20 protein-coding genes are annotated in these 22,728 nt (G+C 69.2%); 8 read left to right on the top strand and 12 right to left on the bottom strand.

Annotated features, from left to right (window positions below):
* Window positions 1-52: 52 nt before the first annotated feature.
* The 6 genes from VGC13_RS27375 to VGC13_RS27355 form a co-directional block, all read right to left on the bottom strand.
* Window positions 53-295 carry a hypothetical protein gene (locus VGC13_RS27375; protein WP_331128509.1) on the bottom strand — a complete coding sequence of 81 codons (243 nt, stop codon included), beginning with the start codon at window positions 293-295 and terminating at the stop codon, window positions 53-55.
* A 50-nt stretch (window positions 296-345) separates the two neighbouring features.
* Window positions 346-3,105: a DUF6483 family protein gene (locus VGC13_RS27370; protein ID WP_331128508.1), complete on the bottom strand. Its 2,760-nt coding sequence runs from the start codon at window positions 3,103-3,105 to the stop codon at window positions 346-348.
* A gap of 60 nt (window positions 3,106-3,165) precedes the next feature.
* Entirely contained in the window at window positions 3,166-4,464 is a 1,299-nt protein-coding gene (locus VGC13_RS27365; RefSeq protein WP_331128507.1) for an aminotransferase class V-fold PLP-dependent enzyme, read from the bottom strand.
* A gap of 104 nt (window positions 4,465-4,568) precedes the next feature.
* Window positions 4,569-5,231: a hypothetical protein gene (locus tag VGC13_RS27360; protein WP_331128506.1), complete on the bottom strand. Its 663-nt coding sequence runs from the start codon at window positions 5,229-5,231 to the stop codon at window positions 4,569-4,571.
* 287 nt (window positions 5,232-5,518) lie between these two features.
* Entirely contained in the window at window positions 5,519-5,740 is a 222-nt protein-coding gene (locus VGC13_RS33550; protein WP_349264258.1) for a DUF2188 domain-containing protein, read from the bottom strand.
* Window positions 5,741-5,906: 166 nt separating this feature from the next.
* Entirely contained in the window at window positions 5,907-7,412 is a 1,506-nt protein-coding gene (locus tag VGC13_RS27355; protein WP_331128505.1) for a serine hydrolase domain-containing protein, read from the bottom strand.
* Window positions 7,413-7,826: 414 nt separating this feature from the next.
* Between VGC13_RS27355 and VGC13_RS27350 the strand changes: the two genes are divergently transcribed.
* Window positions 7,827-8,039, top strand: a complete 213-nt coding sequence (locus tag VGC13_RS27350) for a hypothetical protein (protein ID WP_331128504.1) — start codon at window positions 7,827-7,829, stop codon at window positions 8,037-8,039.
* Between the two features lie 92 nt (window positions 8,040-8,131).
* Here the strand turns inward: VGC13_RS27350 and VGC13_RS27345 are convergent, their stop codons facing one another.
* From VGC13_RS27345 to VGC13_RS27320, 6 genes are all read right to left on the bottom strand, one after another.
* Entirely contained in the window at window positions 8,132-9,928 is a 1,797-nt protein-coding gene (locus VGC13_RS27345) for an SWIM zinc finger family protein (RefSeq protein WP_331128503.1), read from the bottom strand.
* Between the two features lie 249 nt (window positions 9,929-10,177).
* A complete protein-coding gene (locus VGC13_RS27340) occupies window positions 10,178-10,861 on the bottom strand; it encodes a response regulator transcription factor (protein WP_331128502.1) in 684 nt (227 codons plus the stop codon).
* Window positions 10,858-12,615, bottom strand: a complete 1,758-nt coding sequence (locus VGC13_RS27335; RefSeq protein WP_331128501.1) for a HAMP domain-containing sensor histidine kinase — start codon at window positions 12,613-12,615, stop codon at window positions 10,858-10,860. Before VGC13_RS27335 ends, VGC13_RS27340 begins: the two co-directional genes overlap by 4 nt.
* A 484-nt stretch (window positions 12,616-13,099) precedes the next feature.
* A complete protein-coding gene (locus tag VGC13_RS27330; protein ID WP_331128500.1) occupies window positions 13,100-13,582 on the bottom strand; it encodes a hypothetical protein in 483 nt (160 codons plus the stop codon).
* Entirely contained in the window at window positions 13,579-14,688 is a 1,110-nt protein-coding gene (locus VGC13_RS27325; RefSeq protein WP_331128499.1) for a hypothetical protein, read from the bottom strand. Before VGC13_RS27325 ends, VGC13_RS27330 begins: the two co-directional genes overlap by 4 nt.
* 383 nt (window positions 14,689-15,071) lie before the next feature.
* Window positions 15,072-15,311: a DUF4235 domain-containing protein gene (locus VGC13_RS27320; RefSeq protein ID WP_331128498.1), complete on the bottom strand. Its 240-nt coding sequence runs from the start codon at window positions 15,309-15,311 to the stop codon at window positions 15,072-15,074.
* A gap of 172 nt (window positions 15,312-15,483) precedes the next feature.
* Between VGC13_RS27320 and VGC13_RS27315 the strand changes: the two genes are divergently transcribed.
* The 7 genes from VGC13_RS27315 to VGC13_RS27285 all read left to right on the top strand — a co-directional run bounded on the left by VGC13_RS27315 (window position 15,484) and on the right by VGC13_RS27285 (window position 22,480).
* Window positions 15,484-15,993, top strand: coding sequence for a DinB family protein (locus VGC13_RS27315; protein WP_331128497.1), 510 nt, complete (start codon window positions 15,484-15,486; stop codon window positions 15,991-15,993).
* Between the two features lie 694 nt (window positions 15,994-16,687).
* Window positions 16,688-18,103 (top strand): alpha/beta hydrolase family protein, encoded by a 1,416-nt coding sequence (locus VGC13_RS27310; RefSeq protein ID WP_331128496.1) that lies wholly within the window; start codon window positions 16,688-16,690, stop codon window positions 18,101-18,103.
* A gap of 129 nt (window positions 18,104-18,232) precedes the next feature.
* Window positions 18,233-18,469, top strand: coding sequence for a CsbD family protein (locus VGC13_RS27305; RefSeq protein WP_331128495.1), 237 nt, complete (start codon window positions 18,233-18,235; stop codon window positions 18,467-18,469).
* A gap of 320 nt (window positions 18,470-18,789) precedes the next feature.
* Window positions 18,790-19,848 (top strand): hypothetical protein, encoded by a 1,059-nt coding sequence (locus tag VGC13_RS27300; RefSeq protein WP_331128494.1) that lies wholly within the window; start codon window positions 18,790-18,792, stop codon window positions 19,846-19,848.
* 175 nt (window positions 19,849-20,023) lie between these two features.
* On the top strand, window positions 20,024-21,025 hold the full coding sequence (gene glpX / locus VGC13_RS27295) for a class II fructose-bisphosphatase (protein ID WP_349264259.1): 1,002 nt from the start codon (window positions 20,024-20,026) through the stop codon (window positions 21,023-21,025).
* A gap of 397 nt (window positions 21,026-21,422) precedes the next feature.
* Entirely contained in the window at window positions 21,423-21,923 is a 501-nt protein-coding gene (locus tag VGC13_RS27290) for a hypothetical protein (RefSeq protein ID WP_331128492.1), read from the top strand.
* Window positions 21,920-22,480, top strand: a complete 561-nt coding sequence (locus VGC13_RS27285) for a type II secretion system protein GspK (protein WP_331128491.1) — start codon at window positions 21,920-21,922, stop codon at window positions 22,478-22,480. Before VGC13_RS27290 ends, VGC13_RS27285 begins: the two co-directional genes overlap by 4 nt.
* Window positions 22,481-22,728 lie beyond the last annotated feature (248 nt).

Here is a 22,728-nt window from a genome sequence, read left to right as displayed (position 1 = left end):
GTGGCGCGCTGATACCAGGGCTTTGTCATTGTCTGACGGCGCGTGAAGGAAGTCACGCCGCCGGCAGCCCGTCGCGGATCACTTTCTCAACGGCGGCGACGAAGACCTCGATCTCCTGCGGGGTGGTGTAGACGTTGGGGGTGACGCGGACGCCTTTGACCGCCGGATGGTTGATGGAGGTGGCGAGGATGCGGTGCGCGTTGAACAGGTGCGACACCAGCGCGCCGGGGTCGATGCCGTCGATGCCGAAGTTGGCCAGCCCGCAGGCAAAGCCGGGGCGCAGGCTGGTGTGCATCCGCACGCGGTCGTGGAGAAGCAACGATATTTTGGTGCGCTGTGACACGTCTAGGTTGAAACGGCTGCGTAAACGCGGGGGAGCAGCGCGGCCGGACCGCTAAGGGTTAAGTGCAGCATCTCCCTCACGTCGTCGGCCGTAGCAGCTTCTCCAAAATGTGGTCCCCGATTCCGCAGCCGCCGAATAGCGTCGAGCGTGTCGAGCCCGGCATCATGTAGCGAGCCTGAATTAGGCATCGTCGCATGCAACCACGCCACGAGCCCCGCAATTCTGGTATCGCAACTCTCGGCGGTAGCGGTTACGAGCAGGTGCCAGAGTTCGCACATTGTTCCCAACATTAACTTATCATCATCCTTTGTGAGGAATTCCTGGAAGTATCCTTTAAGAAGGGTTGGCTGCGCAGCCCCACGCCTGACGGCGGCGCGGTAGGGAAGAAAGACGTGCGTCTTTAGCACCCCTTCGACCGCCGTGCCGACCAGCGACAGCACGGCCTTGGGGCTATCAACGTCGCGGTCCAAGAGGCTCCACACCGTAAGTGCAGTAACCAGGGATTGTAATTCCGGATACGATGTGTCAGGGTCAACGCCAAGCCGCCGAGTAACCTCTATGCGCGACTGCTGCCGGCGCCGCTGCACTTCTATGCTGTGAGCCAGCGATGCGGTCATCTCGCCGGCCTCGCGCTCGGCGTCATCAGGGTCTAGATCGCCGCCGACGACCCGCTGCGACAGCCCCAGCAATTGCTCTCGGACCTCGTTCCAGCGGTCTTCCAGCAGTACTTCAAAGTTGTGCTCGTACATCTGGTGGAGGGTACTGATCATCTTGAGATCGGTCGTGTATCCCTCCGCGAGCCAGCGCCGCAACCCCGCAACCTCAGTACGCTGCGCCTCGCTCAGGTGTGTTTCCCAAGGCTCAAAAATCCGCAGTTGTTTGTCCAAGATCCAAGCGCGCTCCAAGCGACTGGTCTCCCTCGCGGCATCGCGTGCGGTGATCATCCTTGCGAGGCGGAACGCCGAGATTGCGAGGGAGAGACCAGCCTCAATATCTTTATCCGACCGCCTCCGCAACCCGGATCGCTCGCGTTCCAACTGGCGATGGAACCGCTCCAGCGCGGACGAAACTGCCTCATACGAGTTGCGGTACATGCCCGACTCAAAGAGGAAAGTTCCGAGTTCAAGGTACGCCTGCGGCTCGCTTTCACCCCAGCGTGCCGCCGAGTCGGAGAGCACGCTGACCGCAGACTCCAAGCTTCCCCCGGTTGCGCGCAGGTGCCGTGCCTTTGCCGCCGCGGCGCGCCAAGTAGGCGAGTGATACGGCGCGATTCTGCGATGGAAGTCCAAGAAGCCCTGAAGGATCTCGTCGCGAGGGAGCCCACCCTTGATAAGATCTTGCTCATTGATGTACATCAATGACGAATAGAACCGGGTGCCGATCCTGAAAATTTCGTCAGACTGTGGTATCACGTCCAAAGCCCGCCAGAGCTCATTCTCTGCCGAAGCGTACCGCCCCATCTTCTGCAAACACTCGATTAGGCGCGCCCACACTCTGGCTAGGTCCCCCTCGCGCGAGTATAAAAAGCCCTCCACCACCCACGACCTGAGTAGGTCACGAGCTTCAAGCAGCCGGGAATACGCCGCCTCGTATCTTTTCTGAAAAAGCTCGGTTGTGCCCAGCGAAGCTGCCGAAATGGCCAAGTCGATCTCCCGGTCACGATGACCCGCGGCTACCCAGCGGGAGTAGATCTGGTGGGCCGCGCCGTGGTTCCGGGCGGCAGCTTCAAAGTCTCGGGTTGCTTGGAGAGTCCCACCCAAGTGGTCCAAAGTTGCTGCGCGCAGGAGCTCAGTCTCCGGGTTTTGGTCAATAGGATGCGTATCGAGGTATTCCAAGCTGCGCCGCAGGATCTGGATGGATTCGGGATACTGCTTCAGGCCGTAGAGCGCCGTCCCGATATTGTCCAAGCAGACGGCGATGTCACGAGCAAATTCCATCAACCCTGCATTGAACAACTCCTCGTACGTCGGTAAGGATTTCCGATGCCACTCCAGCGCCTCCTTCACGTGGCCTATGAGGTGAAGGGTCGTCCCGAAGTGGTCGCATGCGTTGGCGAGCAGAATCCGGAAATCGGCATCATCTCCGCCCGCGACGAGAGCTTCTCCGTACGCGATCGATTCCTGGTGCGCCTGGACCGCTTGGTCATAGCGGCCGAGGCGGCGGAGCACCGTCGGGATCAGGTCCAACGTGATCGCTAGATTACGCTGGTCCCACTTCTGATCCCCAAACGCGAGACACCGCTGCCTGTCTCGCGTCGAGTAAAGATGCGCCAGCGCCTCCTCCAGCTTGCCGAGCGCTAGCAGCGACCTCGCGTAGCTAAACATGCAGCCAGCGATCCGGCTCTGGATCTGTTCAGCTTGGACAGGATCCATCTGCTGGTATAGGGTTAGCGCCCGCTTGAGGGCCGTGCTAGCCTGTGAGACCTTCCCGGTGCCGTACAGGACATTGCCTAAGGTTCCCAGCGCGTCAGCCAAAGCTCTTTCGGCATCCGCATTGCCATTGGCCAACTGCTCTAGCGCTGCAACCGCCTCTGCGGCCAAATGGAGCTTAAAGGTCGTATGGTGCGGAAGCGTGGACGCCACGTCTGCGAGAAAGTAGGCTAGGAACGAGATCCTCTTCTCCTCCGGCACGTCGGCGGCACTCAGACCGTCCCTGAACTCCTGGACGCACTTCTGAATGTGGCGTTCGCTAGGAAAGAGGGACATCATCAACGTCTTGAGGCGAACCTGCTCAAGCGTGGGGGGCAGGTCGATCCGGGTCATCAAGCGTCCTCCTTCAAGTCCAAACGAAAACGTATCATCACCACTGGTTCGGTCGCGGGTTCACGCCGCCGGCAGTCCGTCGCGGATGACCTTTTCGACGGCGGCGACGAAGACGTCGATCTCCTGCGGGGTGGTGTAGACGTTGGGGGTGACGCGGACGCCCTTGACGGCCGGGTGGTTGATGGAGGTGGCCAGGATGCGGTGCGCGTTGAACAGGTGCGACACCAGCGCGCCGGGATCGATGCCGTCGATGCCGAAGTTGGCCAGCCCGCAGGCAAAGCCGGGGCGCAGGCTGGTGTGCATCCGCACGCGGTCGTGGCGCATCAGCGCGTGGGCCCAGCGGTCGCGCAGGTAGACCATCCGCGCGGCCTTCCGCTCCAGCCCGATCCCTTCCGAAAACCCCAGCGCCTCGGCGATGGCCAGGAAGTTGGCCGCGGGGTGCGTGCCGATCTCCTCGAACTTGCGGACGTTGGCGTCCAGCCGCGGCTCGGCGGCCTGCAGCGGCCACAGGCCGGGGATGCGGTCGCGGCGCACGTACAGCAGCCCGGTGCCGTGCGGCGCGAACAGCCACTTGTGCAGGCTGCTGGCGTAGTAGTCGGCGCCCAGTTCGTCGCGGGTGAACGGAAAGTGCGCGAACGCGTGGGCGCCGTCCACGATCACCGGCAGCCCGCGCCGGCGCGCCATCTCCACCACCTGCCGGACGGGAAGGATCTGCCCGGTCAGGTTGATCATGTGGCACATGTGGACCAGGCGCGTCCGCGGCGTGATGGCGGCCTCGAACCGCCGCACCACCTCGTCCGGGTCCTCGGCGGGGACGGGGAGCGACACCTGGCGCAGCACGATGCCGTCGCGGCGCTCGCGCTGCTGCCAGGTGGTGATCATCCGCGGATAGTCCTGGTCGCTGGTGACCACCTCGTCCCCGCGCTGCAGGTCGAAGCCGTTCTGGCAGATCTGCAGGCTTTCGGACGCGCCGCGCGTGACCGCCACCTCCTCCGCGTCGCAGCCGAACATCCTCGCCAGCCCGGCGCGCACCGCCTCGCGCTGCGGCTCCAGCACGCGCCACATGGTGTAGACGGGCGCCTGGTTGCTGAAGTCCAGGTGCCGCTTCATCGCCTCCTGCACGATGCGCGGGCTGGGGCTTACCCCGCCGTTGTTCAGGTTGATGATGGACCGGTCCACCGTGAACGCCTGCTGCACCGTGAACCAGAAGTCCTCGTCCCGCGCCACCTGCTCCGGTGTGCCCGGATGCCGGGCCAATGCGTCGGTGATCTCGCGCAGCCCGTCCTGACCGGCGGACGCGAACAGCGCGGCGGCCGGAGCGGCGCCGGCAGTGGCGAGAAAGCGGCGGCGGGAGAGCATGCGTGGTCTGCGAGGAAAGGGCGGGGAAGGGACGGATGCTTCCGAAGGTAATCGGCGGCGGGCGGACAATCCAGCATTGTTCCGGGCCGTGAGCCCACGGTGACTCAGTCGCTGGGTCCCGAGTCCGGCCCGGCGTCCGAACCGGAGCCGTACGTGCTGACCCAGGGATCGTGGGTGGGGGAGGATGCGGGGCTTTCGCAGCCGCGATCACCCTCCCCGGCGCTCCCGTCCGCGGCGGAGGCGGCGGGAACGGGGCACGCATCGTCCGCGGAGTCCGCTGCCGCGGCGCTGGAGCCGTGGTCCCAGCCGCCGAGACCGGGCGCCGGGGCGGCCCGGCCGCGCATGCGCCAGTTGGAAAGCCCTGCGGCGTCTCCGGGGCGGCGGCGCGGGATGAGCGCGCGGGTCCGCGTGAGCGCGGCAGACAGGAGGGCGGAGGCGGACCGGGAGCCGCGCCTTGCGGCGGCCTGCAGCTTCGGGCGTTCCCGATAATACTCGTCCAGCCTCAGCCCGATCATCCCCGCCGTCCATACCACCAGCGCACCGGGCACGATGGAATCCTCCGCCAGCACGCCCAGGTGAAACGCGATCTGCAAGAAGGTATAGATGCCCAGCATGGGCCCGGCGCCAATCAGAAGCCCCATGAACGGGATCAGGAGCCACCCCCGGGGATGCAGCCACTCCGGGATCTCGCGGAACGGGACCACGCCCAGGATCAGCGTGACGCCCGTGTACGTGCAGTAGGCGAACACGTAGAGCGCGAACTCCATGTTCAGGCGCCTCCCTTCCGCCTGTGCGGGACCTCGCGTTCCCGTCCATCATCGCTGCCGCCGCCGGGCGCGAACCGCGCGGCGGCCGGAGCGGCGCCCGCGGTGGCTAGAAAGCGGCGGCGGGAGAGCATGCGAGGTCTGCGAGGAAAGGGCGGGGGAGGGGCGAACGCCGCAAGATAAATGGGCGGGAGCCGGCAATCCAGCGGCGTGAGCGCAGAGGGGACAAACAGTAGCGCCGCAACCAAGCCGGTTGCGGCGCTACGTTCGTGTCGGTACTCCAACCGGCTTCATCCCTCAGGTAGATACGGGTCGTTCCCGTAGCTCCAGCTGTCACGGATCTGGCCGTTCGGGCGGTGGATCCGCAGCTCGCTCCCTTGGTTGATCGCAATCTCACGGCCTACGGCGATCGCCTCAGCCTGAGTCCCTACGACCTTGGTCGCTTTGCTGTTGCCTGCCCCTTTCACTGCCCACCCGTTCGGATGGGGGACTACGTGCTGGTTCTTTCCCACTGCTATTCTCCTTGTGAACGTATCCGAACAAAGCCCGAATAATATCTAATCCAAAACGCGACAGAGGTCAACCCCTCTTCATCCGGGTCTATACATCATATTGTGGTAGCTCGTCTCCCAGTTCCTACTGGTGGTGTTTTCTTGCCACCGTCGTGTGCCGTCATCCTCAGTTCACCGCCAGCATGTCGGTGATGGACCGCTTGAGCGTGGCGCAGAAGGGGGCGTCGTAGTTGCTCATCACGATCACCGTCCAGGTGCCGTCGGCGAACACGTCCAGGTCATTGCAGATGGCCACGCCGCGCGGGCCTCCGCCGCTGTGGCCGAACACGGTGCGGCCGTTCACCACGCGCGTCATGAAGCCGTACGCGTACTGCTCGTCGGCGCTGATGGGGACGCGGCCGGCGGTGAGCGTGTCGACCATCGCGCGGCTCACCAGCCGGCCGCCCACCAGCGCGCGGACGAAGCGGAACATGTCCTCCGCGCTGGCGTGGCCGCCGCCGGCGCCGCCCGCGTTCCACCCGCGGCTGGCGGTGACCCGCGGCCGCACGCCGAACAGGTCGTCCTCCGCGTACGGCGAGGGGATGGCGCGGTCCGCCAGCGAGTCCGCGGGCGCGTCGGGGAGCGCGGTCCGCATCCCGGCGGCGCGCATCACCTGCTCGCGAAGGTGGTCGTTGAAGCGCTCCCCCGTCTGCGCCTCGACGATGGCGGCCAGCGTCTCGAATCCCTCGTTGCTGTAGCCGTAGCGCTCGCCCGGGGCAAAGAGCAGCGGCTCGGCCGCAAAGATGGCCAGCCGCTCCGTCGCGGTGCCGAAGATCCGCCCCTCCACGTAGCTGGGCCGGTCGAACAGGCCGCCCAGCCCGCCCGTGTGCGACAGCAGCTGGCGCAGGGTGATGCCCCGCGCGGCCTCCGTCCACGGGTGCCCCGGCAGCAGCTCGCCGACAGTGTCGTCCAGCGAGATCCTGCCCTGTTCCACCAGCCGGGCGACGGCGACGCTCGTGAACATCTTGCCCTGCGAGGCCAGGTGAAAGCGGCTGCGCGTGGTCATCCGCTGGCGCGTGAGCGGGTTCTCCAGACCATAGGTGCCCTGGAAGAGGATGTCGTCCCCGCGGCCCACCAGCACGACGCCGCTGAACTGGTCCGCCGCCTCCAGCCGCCGCAGCTCGTCCTCGATCAGCCGCGTGATGCGCGCGTCGTCCATCCGCTCGCGGGGAAAAGGGCGGAACGCCGCGCCGGGACGTAGCGAGCGGTTGATGGAGATGCGCCCCAGCCGGGTGGAATCCGCCTCGTCCGCCCAGACGGCGAGCTCCACCCCCGCCTCCACGGCACGCCCCCACAACTCCATCACCGCCGCGCCGCCGCGGCCGGTGCGCGCGGCGCCCACGGTCACGCCGCCGCCCTGCTCGCGCAGCCCGCGCAGGATGCCGGCGATCTCGTCGCGCGGCTGCCGGGTGGTGGTGGAGAGCTTTTCATCCAGCACCCGCGCGACGGCGGCCTGGTCCGGGCTGTTGATGGCGGCGATGAGCGACTGCGCGAGCGCGCCGGCGGCGGTCGCGGGCATCTCCGCCTGCGCGGCGCCGTCGAGCGGGGCCTGGGCGCAAGCCGGCGCGGCGGCGGCGGCCAGGGAAAGCGCCGCGAGCAGGGCGGCGCGGGAAAGAAAGATCGGAGTGGGCATGGAATCCGGCTTCTGGACGGTGATGGGAATCCGCGCGGTGCGCGGGCGTCGTTCCGACGACGTGCGTCCAGTGTAGCCGGCGAGTGCAGGGCGAAGGCTGCCGTGCGGTACGGAGGTTGTTCGGAATCGGTAAGGAAGGTGTGGATCGTGGCGAGGGCGGTCAGGCCCGGAGTGGCACCGCACGTCGCGCGCGGACCCTGGTGAGCGATGCCAAGACGTCTCGCCGCCGCCGCAGACGGGTATTTGACACTCGAAGTGGCGGATAACGCGTTGTGAAAGTGGCGGGAAAATCCAATCGGTGGCTCCACAAAACGATTGACAAAATGGTATTCGCAACGTACGATGATGCAAAAGGGACGGCATTCCGTCGAACCCCTGCGTCACTCGAACGGGAGGAAAGAACCGATGCGCCGTATGACCGAAAGACTCGTCCGTGGCGTCTGCGGGACGCTGGTGCTTGGCGCGCTCAGCTTTGGTGCCAGCCAGGCCGTCGCGTCGCCGGGTGGAGAGTGGGCGCCGCCGGGACAGGGCTGCTTCCAGTTCTGCACGGAGAAGTATGGCGAAGGCACGCAGCCCGTCTACCACTACAAGGTCGCAGACCAGTGGTACTGCAGCTGCATCCTGTAGTCCTGCAGGACGGCGGCGCGGCCGACCACCCCCCGCCCCGGCGCCGCAAAGGCGCCGGGGCGGGTCCGTTTGGGCGTGTGGATCTGCGCGGGTCAGCGGCGCACGGGACGCTGCTCGAAGCGGTCGATCATCTCCATCAGCTTGCGCCGGCGCTTGTGGGCGTCACGCAAGCTGGCCAGGTACGCCGAAAAGTCCTGGCCCGCACGGCCCATCGTCTCACGAACCCGCGGCAGGAGCTTGACGGCTTCCGCATACGCCCGGTCGCCCGTCTGCACCAGGACGCGGTCCACCGCCCTTACATAGACGGCCAGTGCGTCGTCCGGATGCTCCTCCTCGCGGACGCGGGCCAGCTGCAGCCATAGCTCCGCCGAGCAGCCGCCTTCCTGTGCCTCGCGCCAGGCGGCTTCGGTGTCGCGCTCCCACAGGAACACGCGCACCAGTTCCGACCGCTCGTCCGGCGCCCGGCCGGGCAGGGGGATCATTCCCGCGGTTCGCTGCGTTGCGTGTTCGCGCATGCGGGCCAGGGCGCGTTCCCGCCACGGCGTCCATGCGCCGGACCGGTCGGCGTGTTCCTTGAGAAGCTGGTACTCGGCCAGGTGCGGGTGACGTTCGAACACCGGCCACACCAGTTCCATCGCCCGCTCGTGCTCGCCCCGCCGATGGTGCTCATCCGCCATGAACCGGCGCAGTCCCTGATCCAGGTGCGACGGGAACGCGTCCAGCCCGCAGCGTGCCCAGTCCATCGCCGTTTCGTGGTTTCCCGCCTCACGGTAGAGCTCCGCGATCTTCAGGAACGCCTGCGGTCCCGAGAGGTCGCGGCTGTGGACCGCGACCTGTTCCTCCAGCGAGCCGGTCAGCTTCGCCAGCCGTTCCATGATCTTCGTGAGCGTCCACCGCCGCGTTCCGGCATTCTCGTCGCGCTCGCCGGGGCCAAGTGCCGGAAGTCGGTCCCACGCCGCGCTCGCCAGGCGGCGATACTCGGTGAGCCCCGCCTCACCCAGCAGTTCTCCGTAGCTTTCCGCCGCGCCGTAGAAGGTGTCGAACTCCGAGCGCATCTCGCCCTCGAACAGCCGCTGGGCCAGCGCGGCCGGATCGGGGCGGACATGCGTGCAGAGATTGAGGTGGATCTCCTGCAGACCGCGCAGCACGTCGCCCACCATGCCGTCGGAGTCGTCGACGGACTGGATCGCCTCTTCGACCTGCCAGAGGGCGTGCTCCGCCAGCTCGATGGCGGCGGCCGGGTTCGTCTCCGCGAACGACGCGATGGCGTCCACCATCTCGTCCAGCACTCCCGCGTACGAAGCCGCTTCGTCGTAGTCGATGAAGTCGGGGATGGTGGTCGCCCTGTCGATGGCGGCGCGCAGCCGCTTCAGCGACGCGGCGTCCGCGCCGCCGGCGGCGTCGCGAAGGAGCAGGCGCTCGCGCAGGTTCTCGTTGGCCTCCGCCTCGGCCAGCAGGAGCGTCCGCAGCGTTTCGGCGTCCTGCTGTTCGAGAAAGGCGCGCACCCGGTCCATCGGCGGTTCCGCGGGTAGTGGACGCGGGGTCAGGGCCAGGGACTCTCCACGCGCCATCAGCCACACCAGACCCACGGCCACGCAGTGTTTGCAGAACCGCACCTCGTCTCCCACGGGGCAGGTGCAATCGTAGGAGAGCCCGGGCTTCTCGGTGTCCAGGCGAACCGTATAGGTCTCGGTGCCGCGCACGTGCGCGACGAGCACCCCGTCCTGGATCGCGATCTCCCCCACGCGGCCCTCGTTGGCGTACGCCAGCCCCCGGAGGTAGGTCACTTCGCCCGCCAGGCGGAGCAGGAGGTCGGAGGTGAGCAGGACGGGTAATGTTTCGCTGGACATAAGCGCCGTGGCCAGGGCGGAGAAGGCGATGAAGTGCACAAAGTGACGTCCGACGCGGCTTCACGCCAGACCCGAAGGCCCTCTCCCCCGACCGGCCTTTTGCTCGTTCCTCGCAACGGCGGTCGACCCCTCCCCCAAACTGCGGGGGAGGGGTTGGGATAAGCACCCCAAGTCCTCACACAACGAAGCCCCGTTCCGCGAGCGTCAGCGAGCGGAGACGGGGCTTCTGGCCTTTCCAGCCGCGGGCTTCAGCCCGTGGCGTGTGGCGGGCACAAAGGTTTTTCGATTCTACCGCCGCAGCCGGTACCCTTTCTTCCACACCGTCAGGATGTGGCGCGGCTCGGCGGGGTCGTCTTCCAGCTTGCGGCGCAGCTCGGCCACGTGGATGTCGACGGTGCGGGTGAGCACGGCGCCGCGGTGGCCCCACACCTCGCGCAGCAGCTCCTGCCGGCTGGCGACGCCGCCGCTGCGGTCGTACAGCGCCAGCAGCAGGTCGAACTCGCGCGGGGCCAGCGCCACCGTCTCCCCGCGGCGGGTGACGGTGCGGGCCGCGCGGTCCATCTCCACCTCCCCAAAGCGGTCGATGGAGGGCGCTTCCCCCACGCCGCCGCCCGCGCGGCGCAGCAGCGCCTCCACGCGCGCCAGCAGCTCCAGCAGGCCAAAGGGCTTGGTGACGTAGTCGTCCGCGCCGCTGCGGAAGCCCAGCACCTTGTCCGCCTCTTCGCCGCGGGCGGTAAGGATGAGCACGGGGACGCGGTTGCCCTCGGCGCGCAGCGTCCGCAGCACGCGGTAGCCGTCCATCCCCGGCAGCATCAGGTCCAGGATCACCAGGTCGGGGCGATCCTCCCGCGCCCGCCGCAGCCCCTGCAGCCCGTCCTCCGCCACGTCCGCCGTGTATCCCTCGATCTCCAGCGTGGTCCGCAGGCCGAATCCCAGGTCCGGATCGTCCTCCACGATCAGCACGCGCCTCATCGCCCCGCCTCCGCCATCTCGGGCATCGGTTTCTCCTCATCCACCGGCACCCGCGCGGCCGGGAACTCCGCGATGAAGCGTGCGCCGCCGCCGGGAGCGTCCTCTATCCACGTCCTGCCGCCGTGGCGCGCCACCAGCCCGCGCACCACGCTGAGCCCGATGCCGCTGCCGCCCACCACCCGGTCGGTCTCCCGGTTCAGCCGGTAGTACGGCGCCCAGATCCGCTCGCGCTGGGCGGACGGAACGCCGGGCCCCTCGTCATCCACCCACACGCGCACCGCGCCGCCGTGACGCGCCGCGCCAGCGATGAGGGTCTGGCCCGCGGGGCCGTACTTCACCGCGTTCTCCAGGTAGTTCAGCAGCACCTGCCGAAAGGCGCCGCGGTCAAGCCGCGCGGCCGCGTCCCCGTCCACCTGCGTACGGATGCGCATCCCCCGCGCGCGTGCCACGGGCGCAAAGCCCTCCACGATCTCTTCCACGGCGGGGGCCACGCGGACGGGCTCGGGCGTGACGTCCAGCGTGCCGCGCTCGGCGCGGCTGAAGTCCAGCACGTTCTCCACGAGGTACGCCAGCCGCCGTGCCTCGCGGTCGATCAGGCGCAGCGAGCGGTCGCGCTCGTCGTCCGTACGCAGGCGGCCGCCCAGCAGCAGCTCGCTGAACATGCGGATCTGCGTGAGCGGCGTCCGCAGCTCGTGCGACACGCCGCTCACGAAGTCGGCCCGCAGCCGCGCCAGCTCGTGCTGCCGCCGCAGCTGCAGGAAGGCGACGGCCACCACGGCGGCGGTGGCGGCCAGCAGGCCGAGGAGCAGGGGCAGAGGAGACGCGGGGACGCCGCCCTCCACCAGCCGCGCCGCCGCCTCTGGCCGCAGCTCCACCCGCGCCGACAGCCAGCCGAACGCGCCCGGCAGCGGCTCCGTCGCCCGCGCCGCGGCGGCCGAGCCGGACGCGGAGCGGTAGATCTCGCCCTCCCCCGGCCCGGTGACGACCACGCGCAGCAGCGAGTCGTTGGGCGCGCCGCGGTGGACGGAGGCGGGGAGCAGGGCGTTGCGGTCGATGACGCGTCGAAAGATGGGGGCGGCGATGGCGGCGGGCGGGGCCATGAGCCCGTACGCCGCGCGGGGCCGGTCCTGGTCGTCGAACACCACCGTAAAGAGCAGCGCCTCCGCGGCCCGGCCGCTGCCGCGCACGCGCACCGTCACCTGCTGAACGCGCAGCTGGTAGCTGTTGGTGTGCTGCCGCCCTTCCACCCGGTCGAAGGTGTTGACCTGCGCCGCGGCCGGGTTGCGCGCCAGCCAGGCGGCGTGCGCCGTGACTTCGCGCCGCACCCACGCGGCCGTCCCCGCGTCCAGCGCCGGCCCGGCCACGTCCAGCCCGCCGCCGCGCAGGTCCAGCGCAAAGTATCGCTGCACCGCGTCGAAGCACTGGCACCAGTAGTCCTGCCACCCGATGGCGTCGCGGAACGCGGCCGCGGTGGGGAGCGGCGTGCTGGCGGGCCGCTCCTCCAGCGCGTTGGTGGGAAAGTGCTGCAGGGTCACGAAGCCGGCTTCCAGCGTTGCCGCGGCGCGCCGGGCGAACTCGGCGGCCGCGTACGCCGCGTGGTCGTTGAGCAGGCGGCGCGTGGCCTCGCGGTGCGCGCCGGCGGCGCGGTGGGCCTGGTACGCCACCGCGCACGCCAGCAGCAGCGCCACGGCCAGCAGCGCGCCGGTCGCGGTGACCGCGCGGGGGCGGCGGATTCGGGAAAAGATGTCGGGCATCGAAATGGCGCGCGGACGGATCAGGCGGGGCGGCGATGGATCGTCTCGGCGAACAATCTAATGCGCCGCGCAAAGGATGCGGTCTGCCGCGCGTTCGGAAGGCGTAAGGAAAGTGTAAGGAGGGAAGGGCGGAGATGGCCGAAGGCGGCAAGGGCAGGCAGGTGGGGAGGTAGGGGGAGGCAATGGGGCAAGGGCAGGCAAGGGCGAATAAATTCGCTGCAACAACCACACGAAGTCCGCCTTCGCGGACAGGCGGGTTTTCAGGTCGGGCGAGGGTGGTGGGCGTGGCGGGGTTCGAGAGGGGGGCGCCGGGATTGCCCACGCGAGCGGTTGAAGCCCCGTTCGGCGAGCGTAGCGAGCCGAGACGGGGCTTGTCGCTGTCCCAGCAGCGGGTTTACCCGCTCATCCAGGCGGGGTTTGTCGGACGCAAAGGTCCGCACCGGCGCGCTGCCGGTGCGAACCTCATCGCGTACCCCGCTTGCCTTCAGGTGCCGCTGATCAGCTGCTCCAGTACCTCGGGCGACATGTTCTGCAGGCCGGGAAACGAAGCGGCGACCCGGCCCTGGCGGTCGAGCACAACGGCAAAGGGCGTGGAGACGTATCCCAGCTTTTCGGCCACGCGCCCGGCATCCTGCGCCGCAATGGGGCGCAGGGGAAACGCTGCGCCGTTCTGCCTGAAGACCGCCTGCTGCCGCGGAGAGAGATCGCCCGAGCCGACCACCAGGGCCGTTACCGGGAATCTTCCCGCCCTGTGCAGGTCGTTCCAGCGTGCGACCAGCTCGCCGGCGCCCAGACAGTCTTCGGGCTGCATCACGATGACCACACCAGCCTCCCCAGCCTGCTGGCGGGCAAGGAGCGCGGGGATGGATTCGGGCGTCCTCAGCAGGGACCGCGTATCACGGTACAGGTGCAGCGACGTGGCAGCGACGAGCAAAAACGCGCAAAGGACGAGCGCGGCGCGGATCAACGGACCACCTGGCGCAGGGACACGCGCTGCACTCCGTCCGCGTCCGTTTCTCTCACCAGCAGCCGGTCGGGATGGATGTCGAGCGGAAGATGGCTGGACGGCATCAGGATGCTTCCCTCCTGGCGCCCTGACGCATCGTAGACGAGCCAGCGGCTCGTCTCCGGCGCCGAGGCGGGAGTCTGGATCCAGAGCCGCCCGCCGCGGTCCACGCGCAACGCCCGGATCGCCGGCTCGGTGGCGTTCCGCAATCCGTCCAGGTGGCGGCGCACGGCGCGGCGCTCTCCTTCGTCCGAGATGTCCTGAAGCGCCTGCTCGACCATCGCCGGCGTGACCTTGCGCGGCTGCACGGGGACCTGGATGGTGCGCACCAGACGCCCGGCCGCATCGTGCAGCGCCACGCGGCCCGAGTCGGACGAGGCGTAGGCCACGTGGTCGCCGGCCAGCGCGACGTGCGCCACCGTGCCAAAAGGGGGCTGTGTTGCGCCGAACGCCGCCGGGTGCCGGTACAGAAGCCACTCCGTACCGGAAAACCGCCCCAGGTTCGCGATCAGGGCACCCGTGGGACTGATGCGGGACAGTTCGAATTCGTCCCGTACCACGCCTTCGCCCTGGCGCGGGTCGTAGGGCCGGTCCGTCGCGATGAGTACGCTGGCGTCGGAAAACACGCCGACCGCGCGGGTCGACGGTGCCGGCGCGGGCGGCTGGAACACGCGGCCGAACTCGCCCGCCGCACTCCACACGCTGAACCGCTGGCTTCTGAGGTCGAACGCAATCAGCGAGTCGCCGCGGTACGGCCGAAGCCAGTTGATCGCCTGGAACTCGCCGGGCCCTCTCCCTCCGCGGCCCGCGGCCCGGCGCAGCGCGCCGCTCGGGTCAAAGAACCGGAGCTCCCTCGTTCCCGAGTTGCCGACGACGACGGATCCGTCCGGGTTTGCGACGCCGCCGTACACGCGGTCCAGCTCATGGCCGCCCTGGCCCGCTGATCCGATGTACACCAGCGGCTGCGTGGCCAGCTTCCAGGCGGCGGTGTCTTTGATAGCGGCGCTCCCCGGACCTGCTTCGCTGGAGGGACGGCAAGAGGCGGACGCTGTCAGCAGCAGCACCACCGCGGGTCGAATCTTCATTCGAGTGAGCCAGGCCATTGGATGAGTCGGAGAGCTTGTTGGGTCGGAGCGGAGCGGAGTCATGGGGAGAACGTGCCCTTCGCGAACCAGCGCGAGGGTGACCGCGAACTCCGCGTGCCCGTATGACCTGAAACGGAGTCATTGTACGCCCGCTCCTTTGAGGCGGAACTGTTAATGGCCATCTTGCTGCTTGTCAACAATATCCGTTTTTGCCGCGTGAGGTGTGCCCCGGCACGTTCCACGGGCTTCAGGACCAGACAAGAGTTCACGACGCAAAGGTCCGCACCGGCGCGCTGCCGGTGCGGACCTCATCGCGTACTTTGTATCTTCCTATTCCGTGCCCTCGCCCGGCGATTCGCCGCGGCCTACTTGGCGTGGACGGACTCCTTGCCCTGCTCGCTCAGCACGTCGGCCAAGGCCATGATGGCGCCGGTGGCGATGGCCCAGCCCAGCATCATCCCCAGGCCGCTTTCCCGCCGCGCCCTGCGGGGCAGCCGCGGCGCGCCACGCTCGTTGTGCAGCGCGTTGCGCGTGTACTTGCGTGCCATCTTGCTCGCCGCCGTCCCCGCGAGCATCCACACCAGCTTGCCACCCAGCTTGCCCATTTGCTCCCTCCGGTCACGCGTTCGTCCTGTACGGAGCCACCCCGCTGTTGCAGAAGACGCGCCACAAAGGTTGTACGGCGGGATCAGGCGGATGCTGGCGCGCGGCGGGCGGATGGACGAAATTCCGGCCTGGTGGATGGAGAGCGGATGTCCAATCGTGGATGGGATGAGGATGAGCCAGCCCGAGTTCTGGATGCGCGGCGTGACGGTGGATGGCATCAGCCCGGCGCTGCAGCCGGTGGCGCACGCGCTGCTGCAGGCGATGGAAGACCTGGAGGGCGCCGTGTCCGGCCTGTCGGTCGATGAATTGTGGACGAAGCCCGGCGGCGCCGCGTCCGCGGGGTTCCACCTGTGCCACCTGGCCGGCAGCCTGGACCGGCTGACGACGTACGCCCGTGGCGAGGCGCTGTCCCGGACGCAGCTTGCCGCACTGCGTTCCGAGCAGGAACCCGGCGCCTCCGCGGCCGAGCTGCTGGCGCACGCGCGCGCCACCGTCGACCGGGTGCTGGACCAGCTGCGCGCAACGCCCGATGCCTCGCTCGACGAGCCGCGCCACGTGGGCCGCGCGCGGCTCCCCAGCAGCGTGCGCGGCCTGCTGTACCACGCCGGCGAGCACACATCCCGCCACACGGGGCAGGTCATCACGACGGTCAAGGTCGTGCGCGGCCTCGCCGGCGGCTGAGCGGGTGATTCACAGGGAAGCTGGTCCTCCCGACTCCAGCGGTGCTCGACACACCCTGCTGACGAGGCAGAAACTGTCATTCCGACGCCCGGCCACGCTGCCACTGGGCACTCGCGCCGGAGGTTGCAGGGCCGAGGAATCTACTCTCGGCCTTGTCGAAGCCGGACCGGCAGCCCGCGCCACCGCCGCGGCGGCGAAACCGCCGGACAGGGGCGGTTCGGGGCGTCGCGGCAGGCCCCGAGGAAACCGAGAATGATGCCCATTGCGGATCTGATTCGGTCGTCGCCGGGTTGCGGACGCGCAGGTGCTTCGGACGCCGTATAGAGCCGGGCCGCCGAGTCCGCGCAGGCGGACTTTGCGATTTTCCAGCGGCGAATTCATTCGCTCCGCGGGCCGACGGCACGTTACCGAATAGAATCGCAACGAGCATGATCCCTCGGTCCCGCGCCGGGTTCGATGGTGCGGACGGTTTCGCGCGGCGCTCCGTCGGAATGACATCTCGGGGGTACGGCAGTGGCGGCTTGATCGACGGACGACACCCCGCGATCCGTCCGAACACGTCCACTGGCTCCGGCCTCTACATTCCTGACGGCCGCGCAGCGCTGAATCGTCTCATGCCGCGAAGCCGTAGATGCACACGCGGATGGCGCGGGCGCGCCGGTCCGCGATCCCCATCGAGATGGAGAGAACGCCCATGAGGTTCTTTGGTGTTGCCCTTGCCGCCGCCACGCTGGCGGTGGCGCATCCCGCGGCGGCGCAGGACGGCCGGCTGGTGGGCGGGTGGGGCGGGGCGCTGGAGGTGCAGGCGCTCAAGCTGCGGCTTACCCTTACGGTAGCGGACAGCGCCGGCACGCTGACGGCCCGCTTCGTCAGCGTGGACCAGGACGGCTCCGCGTTCCCCGCCATCGTCACGGTGAACGGCGACTCCGTCTCCTTTCAGGTCCCGCAGATCCTGGCCCGCTACCGCGCGGTGCTGGTGGGGCGCGACAGCCTGCGCGGGGAGTGGGTGCAGGGCGCCGGCACCCTGCCGCTGACCATGGTGCGCGGCGCGGACGCGGGGATGGTGGTGCGGCGGCCCCAGCTGCCTCAGCCGCCGTTTCCGTATCGCGAAGAGCAGGTGGCGGTGCAGTCGGTCCCCGGCGTGCGGCTGGCGGGCACGCTCACCCTGCCGCCGGGGGACGGGCCGCATCCCGCGGTCGTTCTGGTGAGCGGCTCCGGCCCGCAGGACCGCGACGAGACGCTGCTGGGCCACAAGCCCTTCCTGGTGCTGGCGGACTACCTCACCCGCCGCGGCATCGCCGTGCTGCGCCTGGACGACCGCGGCGTGGGCGCATCCACCGGCTCGTTCGCCGCGGGGACGTCGGAGGACTTCGCGCGGGACGCGGCGGCCGCGGTGCTGTGGCTGCGGGCGCGGCCGGAGGTGGCGGACGACCGGGTGGGGATCGTGGGCCACAGCGAGGGCGGGCTGATTGCGCCGCTGGTGGCCTCGCGCACGCCGGAGGTGGCGTTCCTGGTGCTGCTGGCCGGCCCGGGCATTCCCTCCGCCGAGCTGCTGGTGATGCAGGGCGCGCTCATCAGCCGCGCGGGCGGCGACGCCGACGCCGAGGTGCAGCGAACGTCGGCGCTGCAGCGCGAGCTGTTCGCCGCCATCGCCGCCACGGCGGACAGCGCGGCGCTCCACGCGCGGATGCGCGAGATCGGCGCGCGCTTCCAGGCGTCGCTCACGCCGGAGGAGCGGGCGCAGGGGGGACTCTCGGACGGGGCGATGAACGCGGCCATCAACACGCTGATCTCGCCCTGGTACCGCTGGTTCCTGCGCTACAACCCGGCCCCCGCGCTGCGGGCCACGCGGGTGCCCGTGCTGGCCATCAACGGCTCGCTGGACCTGCAGGTGCCGGCGGACGAAAACCTGGCCGGCATCCAGCGCGCCCTGGCCGAGGGCGGGAATCGCGACGTCACGGCGGAGAAGCTGCCGGGGCTGAACCACCTGTTCCAGACCGCCCGCACCGGCGCCCCCAGCGAGTACGCCGAGATCGAGGAGACGTTCAGCCCCGCCGCGCTGCGGCGCATCGGCGACTGGATCGTCCAGCGCGTGGGGCCGCGGCCGTAGCGCGCCGGGAACAGCGGGCGGTGGATGCGGCGCGCCTGTTCCGGCGCTGGCGCTCGATGTGATGCAGTGGCAACGATTTAGGCGGATGTGGTACGGCTCTTGCCTTTCTCCCACACCGTGACGGATGGGGTGACGGAACACCTTCCCTTGGAGGGAATGATGGACGACAAGAGCCTGACGGAACGCGGTGCCGAGAACTCGCTCAAGGGCAACCTCTCGGACCTGAAGGGCAAGCTGAAGGACGGCTTGGGCGGCCTTACCGGCGACAGCAGCCTGCAGGCCGAGGGCAAGGTCGACCAGCTCAAGGGCAAGCTGCAGGACGGCCTGGGCGGCATCCAGCGCGACCTGGACAAGCCGGTCCGGTAACTCCGGCTGGCCGGCGGATGAACGCGGCGGCTCCCTTCGAGGGGCCGCCGCTTCTCGTTCAGGGCGCAACCGGTCGAGATCGGTAGGGACGGATTCTCAGGGGGCCTTGAGCCGCCCACGTTACATGTGCATCGGGGTGCTGCAACGGAGCGGGAACGGGGTGGGGCTTCGCACCCGTGTATCGTCCGTATCTGCAACAAGTTCGGCGTTTTTTGCGCGCGGCCCGAGGGTTGCCCCTGGACGATGTGACGTCTCGATCAGGTCTGCCGGTTCCGCGCTGGTTTCCCCGCCGAGCTCATCCCTCAGATGGAGCCTGTCTCATGAAAAAGCGGTATGCGTTCATCTGCGTCCTTACGCTGCTGGCCCCTCGGGCTCTGCACGCGCAGGATCCCCCGCCCCCGATGCCGAGCGCCGACTCCATCGCCAGCGACTGGGAAGCCCAGTTTCCCGACGCGGAGTCGCGCCGGGACTTCAGGCGCCTTCGGGAATACCGAACGGGAAAGCAGACGGCGGTAGTCCATGAGCACTCCAGCCAGAGGCAGCTGGAGTCGATCGTCCAGCAGGTGGAGGCTGACCGCCAGGCACGGATTTCCCTGCAGGTCATGTTGAACGAAGCCCTCAAGATTGAGCCTGACTCGGCGGGCAACGTTCAAATCGACGCCACATACCCTTTCGAGTTCGACAACCTGATCGGGATCCCCACACCCGGGGTCATTCCGCTGGCCGATCTGAGCAATGCCAGGCTGCGGCTGGCGCAGCAGGACAGTGCCGCCGGGCAGACGCGGGCCGAGACCGACAGTGTTTCCCGGGTGATCGCCGCGTCTATCCACACGCTGGAACAGGACATCCGTTCCGCCGAATCGACCATCGACAACGCGCTGGCGCCGGAATACCAGAGCCAGAAGTTCCGCACCCTGGTGAGCGCGTTCTTCGCCCTGCTCATCGGCGTGATGATCGTCGCGTTCTTCGGCACGATCTACAAGAAGGCGGGCGACAGCGTGGGCTCGCTGCTGCTGAGTGACGGAGGGCTGCAGTTCGTCACCATCTTCGTGCTCATCATCGCCATCATCCTGTTCGGCATCCTGAACATCCTGGAAGGGCGGGAGCTGGCGGCCATCCTCTCGGGCATCGCGGGCTACATCCTGGGGCGCGGTGCCCAGGTCAAGACGCAGGCCTCGGCCGGGGACGCCCCGCCGCCGCAGCCCGCCGCGCCCGCCAGCGACGTGCCGGCGGCGGGTTCCTCCACTGTCCGCGTCCCCTCCATCTTCATCCCGCCGCCGGATGCCGCGCCGGCCGCCGCCGAGCGCGCACCGATGGGCGAGACGACGGCTGAGGACGAGGCGTCCGCGGACAGGCCGGAGCCGTCCGCGGTCGGGTAATCTCCAGACCCATTGCGCAGAACGGACAGCGGCGGCTCCTCTTCGAGGGGCCGCCGTTTCCTCGTTCAGGGCCGAACGAGTGGCGGGGATGGACGCCGGGCGCGCAGATTGCCGGCCGGACGGGGTTCAATCGACCGGATGGAGACGGGTGGATACGAACGCGGAAGATCGGGGCGTGGAGCCTTCGGGGCGCACGCTGGCGCTGGAGCTGGTGCGCGTGACGGAGGCCGCGGCGCTGGCGGCGGCGCGCTGGGTGGGGCGCGGCGACAAGGAGGCCGGCGACGGCGCGGCGGTGCACGCCATGCGCCGCGTGCTGGCCACGGCCGACCTGGACGGCGTGGTGGTGATTGGCGAGGGCGCCAAGGACCAGGCGCCCATGCTGTACGACGGCGAGCGCGTGGGCACCGGACGCGGGCGGCGCGTGGACGTGGCCGTGGATCCGGTGGAAGGCACCAGCCTGCTGGCCCGCGGCGCCCCCGACGCCATCTCCGTGCTGGGCGTGGCGCCGCGCGGCACCATGTGGTCGCCCGGTCCTGCGTTCTACATGGAGAAGCTGGTGGCGGGCCCCGCCGCGCGCGACGCGCTGCATCCCGCGCTGCTGGACGCGCCCGTGGCCGGCGTGCTGGCCGCCGTGGCGGAGTCGCTGGGGAAGCCTGTGGCCGAGCTGACCGTCTTCGTGCTCGACAAGCCGCGCCACCAGGCCCGCATCGCCGCCATCCGCGCGGCGGGGGCGCGGGTGATGCTGCGCACGGACGGCGATGTGGCGGGCGCGCTGATGGCCGCGCGCGGCGGCGGCGGGGTGGACCTGCTGATGGGGATCGGCGGCACGCCCGAGGGGGTGATCGCGGCGTGCGCGGTGCAGGCGCTGGGCGGGGCCATGCTGGGCCGCCTGGCCCCGCAGCGGCCGGACGAGGCGGACGCCATCCGCGCCGCGGGGATGGACGTGCGGCGCGTGCTGGCGGCGGGCGACCTGGTGGCCAGCGACGACGTGTTCTTTGCCGCCACGGGGATCACGGACGGCGTGCTCCTTTCCGGCGTGCGCTTTACCCCCGCCGGCGCCACTACCGTGTCGCTGGTGATGCGCGGCCGCTCCGGCACCGTCCGCACCGTCCTCGCCGAGCACCGCGCCGACAAGGTGCGCGAGCTGGAGGCGGGGCTTGGTAGCGATGGCGAATGATTGCTCGTTGCGATTCGAGTGCGGCAACGTGCCGGCCGCCCGCGGGAGCGAATAAATTCGCCGCTGGAAATTCGCAAAGTCCGCCTTCGCGGACTCGGCGGCCCGGCTACGTACGGCGTTCCAAGCACCTGTGCGTCCGCAACCCGGCGATCACCGAATCAGTTCGGGCAGGTGCCTGCCAAAGGTGGTGCAGGCGGCACGCGGACATCGTTCGCAGCGCGATCGAATTCTCCCCTCTCCGTGAGGAACGAACGGGGAGGGGCCGGGGGAGGGGCCCCTCGCGGGCGCAGTTCGATCCCATTCGTCGAGTCCATCCCCCGGCCGGCGCTAACGTTTGCGACGGGCTGCGCGTCCATGGTAGATGAGCATCCGTATCGAACACCGACGCAGGACGAACATGCGGGATAGCGCTGGGTGGGGCGGGGAAGGCGGCGGGGGGCTTCGGCGGCTGCTGGTGGCGCTGGTCCTGTTCGGGATCGTGGGGCTGGCGGCGGAGCTGGTGCTGCTGGAGCACGTGGACTCCGTGTGGCAGTGGGTGCCGCTGGTGGTGCTCGCCCTGGGATTCCTTGCCGGAGCCGCGCTGCTGGCCCGTCCGGCCGCGGCGACGGTGCGGGTATTCCAGGCGGCGATGGCGGTGTTCGTCGCGGCGGGCGTGCTGGGCCTGTATCTTCACCTGCGTGGCAACCTGGAGTTCGAGCGCGAGATGGACCCCGGGCTGCGTGGCCTGACGCTGGTGTGGGAGGCGCTGCGCGGCGCCACCCCCGCGCTGGCGCCGGGAACGCTGGCCCACTTCGGCCTGCTGGGCCTGGCGTGCACCTACCGGCATCCGGCGCTGCGCCGCGAGCCGGCACCACGCGGCGCACGGGGCGCCGCACCTATCCACACGGAGACCCGATGAACCGATCCATCCTGACCGTTGCGCTCTGCGCCCTGGCGGCCACCGCCGCCTGTGGAGGCGAGTCCGAGACCGACGAGGGCGTCCAGGGCACCGCCACCACCATGGGCCCCGCCGCGACGGATTCGCCCGCGGCCGCCGCCGCCGCCCCGGCCGCCACCACGCCGGCGCCCGCGCCGGCCGCCGGCGCCATGCTGGACCCCAACACCGCCACGCGCGAGCAGCTGGCGGCGGTGCCGGGCCTTACGCCGCAGCTGGCGGACGCGATCATCGCCGGGCGGCCGTACCAGGACATGCGCGGCGTGAATACCGTGCTGGCCAGCCTGAGCGAGGCGCAGCGCGACCAGGTGTACACGCAGCTGTGGAAGCCGCTGGACCTGAACACCGCCACGGCCGAGGAGATCGAGCTGATCCCCAACATGAGCGCGCGCATGCGGCACGAGTTCGAGGAGTACCGCCCGTACCGCGGCATCGAGCAGTTTCGCCGCGAGATCGGCAAGTACGTGGACGATGCCGAGGTGGCCCGCCTGGAGCGTTACGTCACCATCGCCGGCACCTGATCCACCGGCTTCCTCTGCATTTCGCGGAGAAAAAGAGAGGACGCGGATGAAGCCTTCATCCGCGTCTTCGATGTTTTGGTCTTGATGTTTGAAACCAGAACAGCACCTGTCATTCTGAGAGAGCGCCCACCCCGAGCTTACGGGAAAGCCTCGGAACCCGCTGGCGCGACCGAAGAATCTCCCTCCCCTCGCGCGGAACCCTCTCCCGGGCATCGCCCGGGAACCCCGCGTGACGGAAAGATCCTGCC

This window comes from Longimicrobium sp., assembly GCF_036399255.1.
Lineage (GTDB): Bacteria > Gemmatimonadota > Gemmatimonadetes > Longimicrobiales > Longimicrobiaceae > Longimicrobium.
This window is presented reverse-complemented; position numbering and strand designations above follow the sequence as displayed.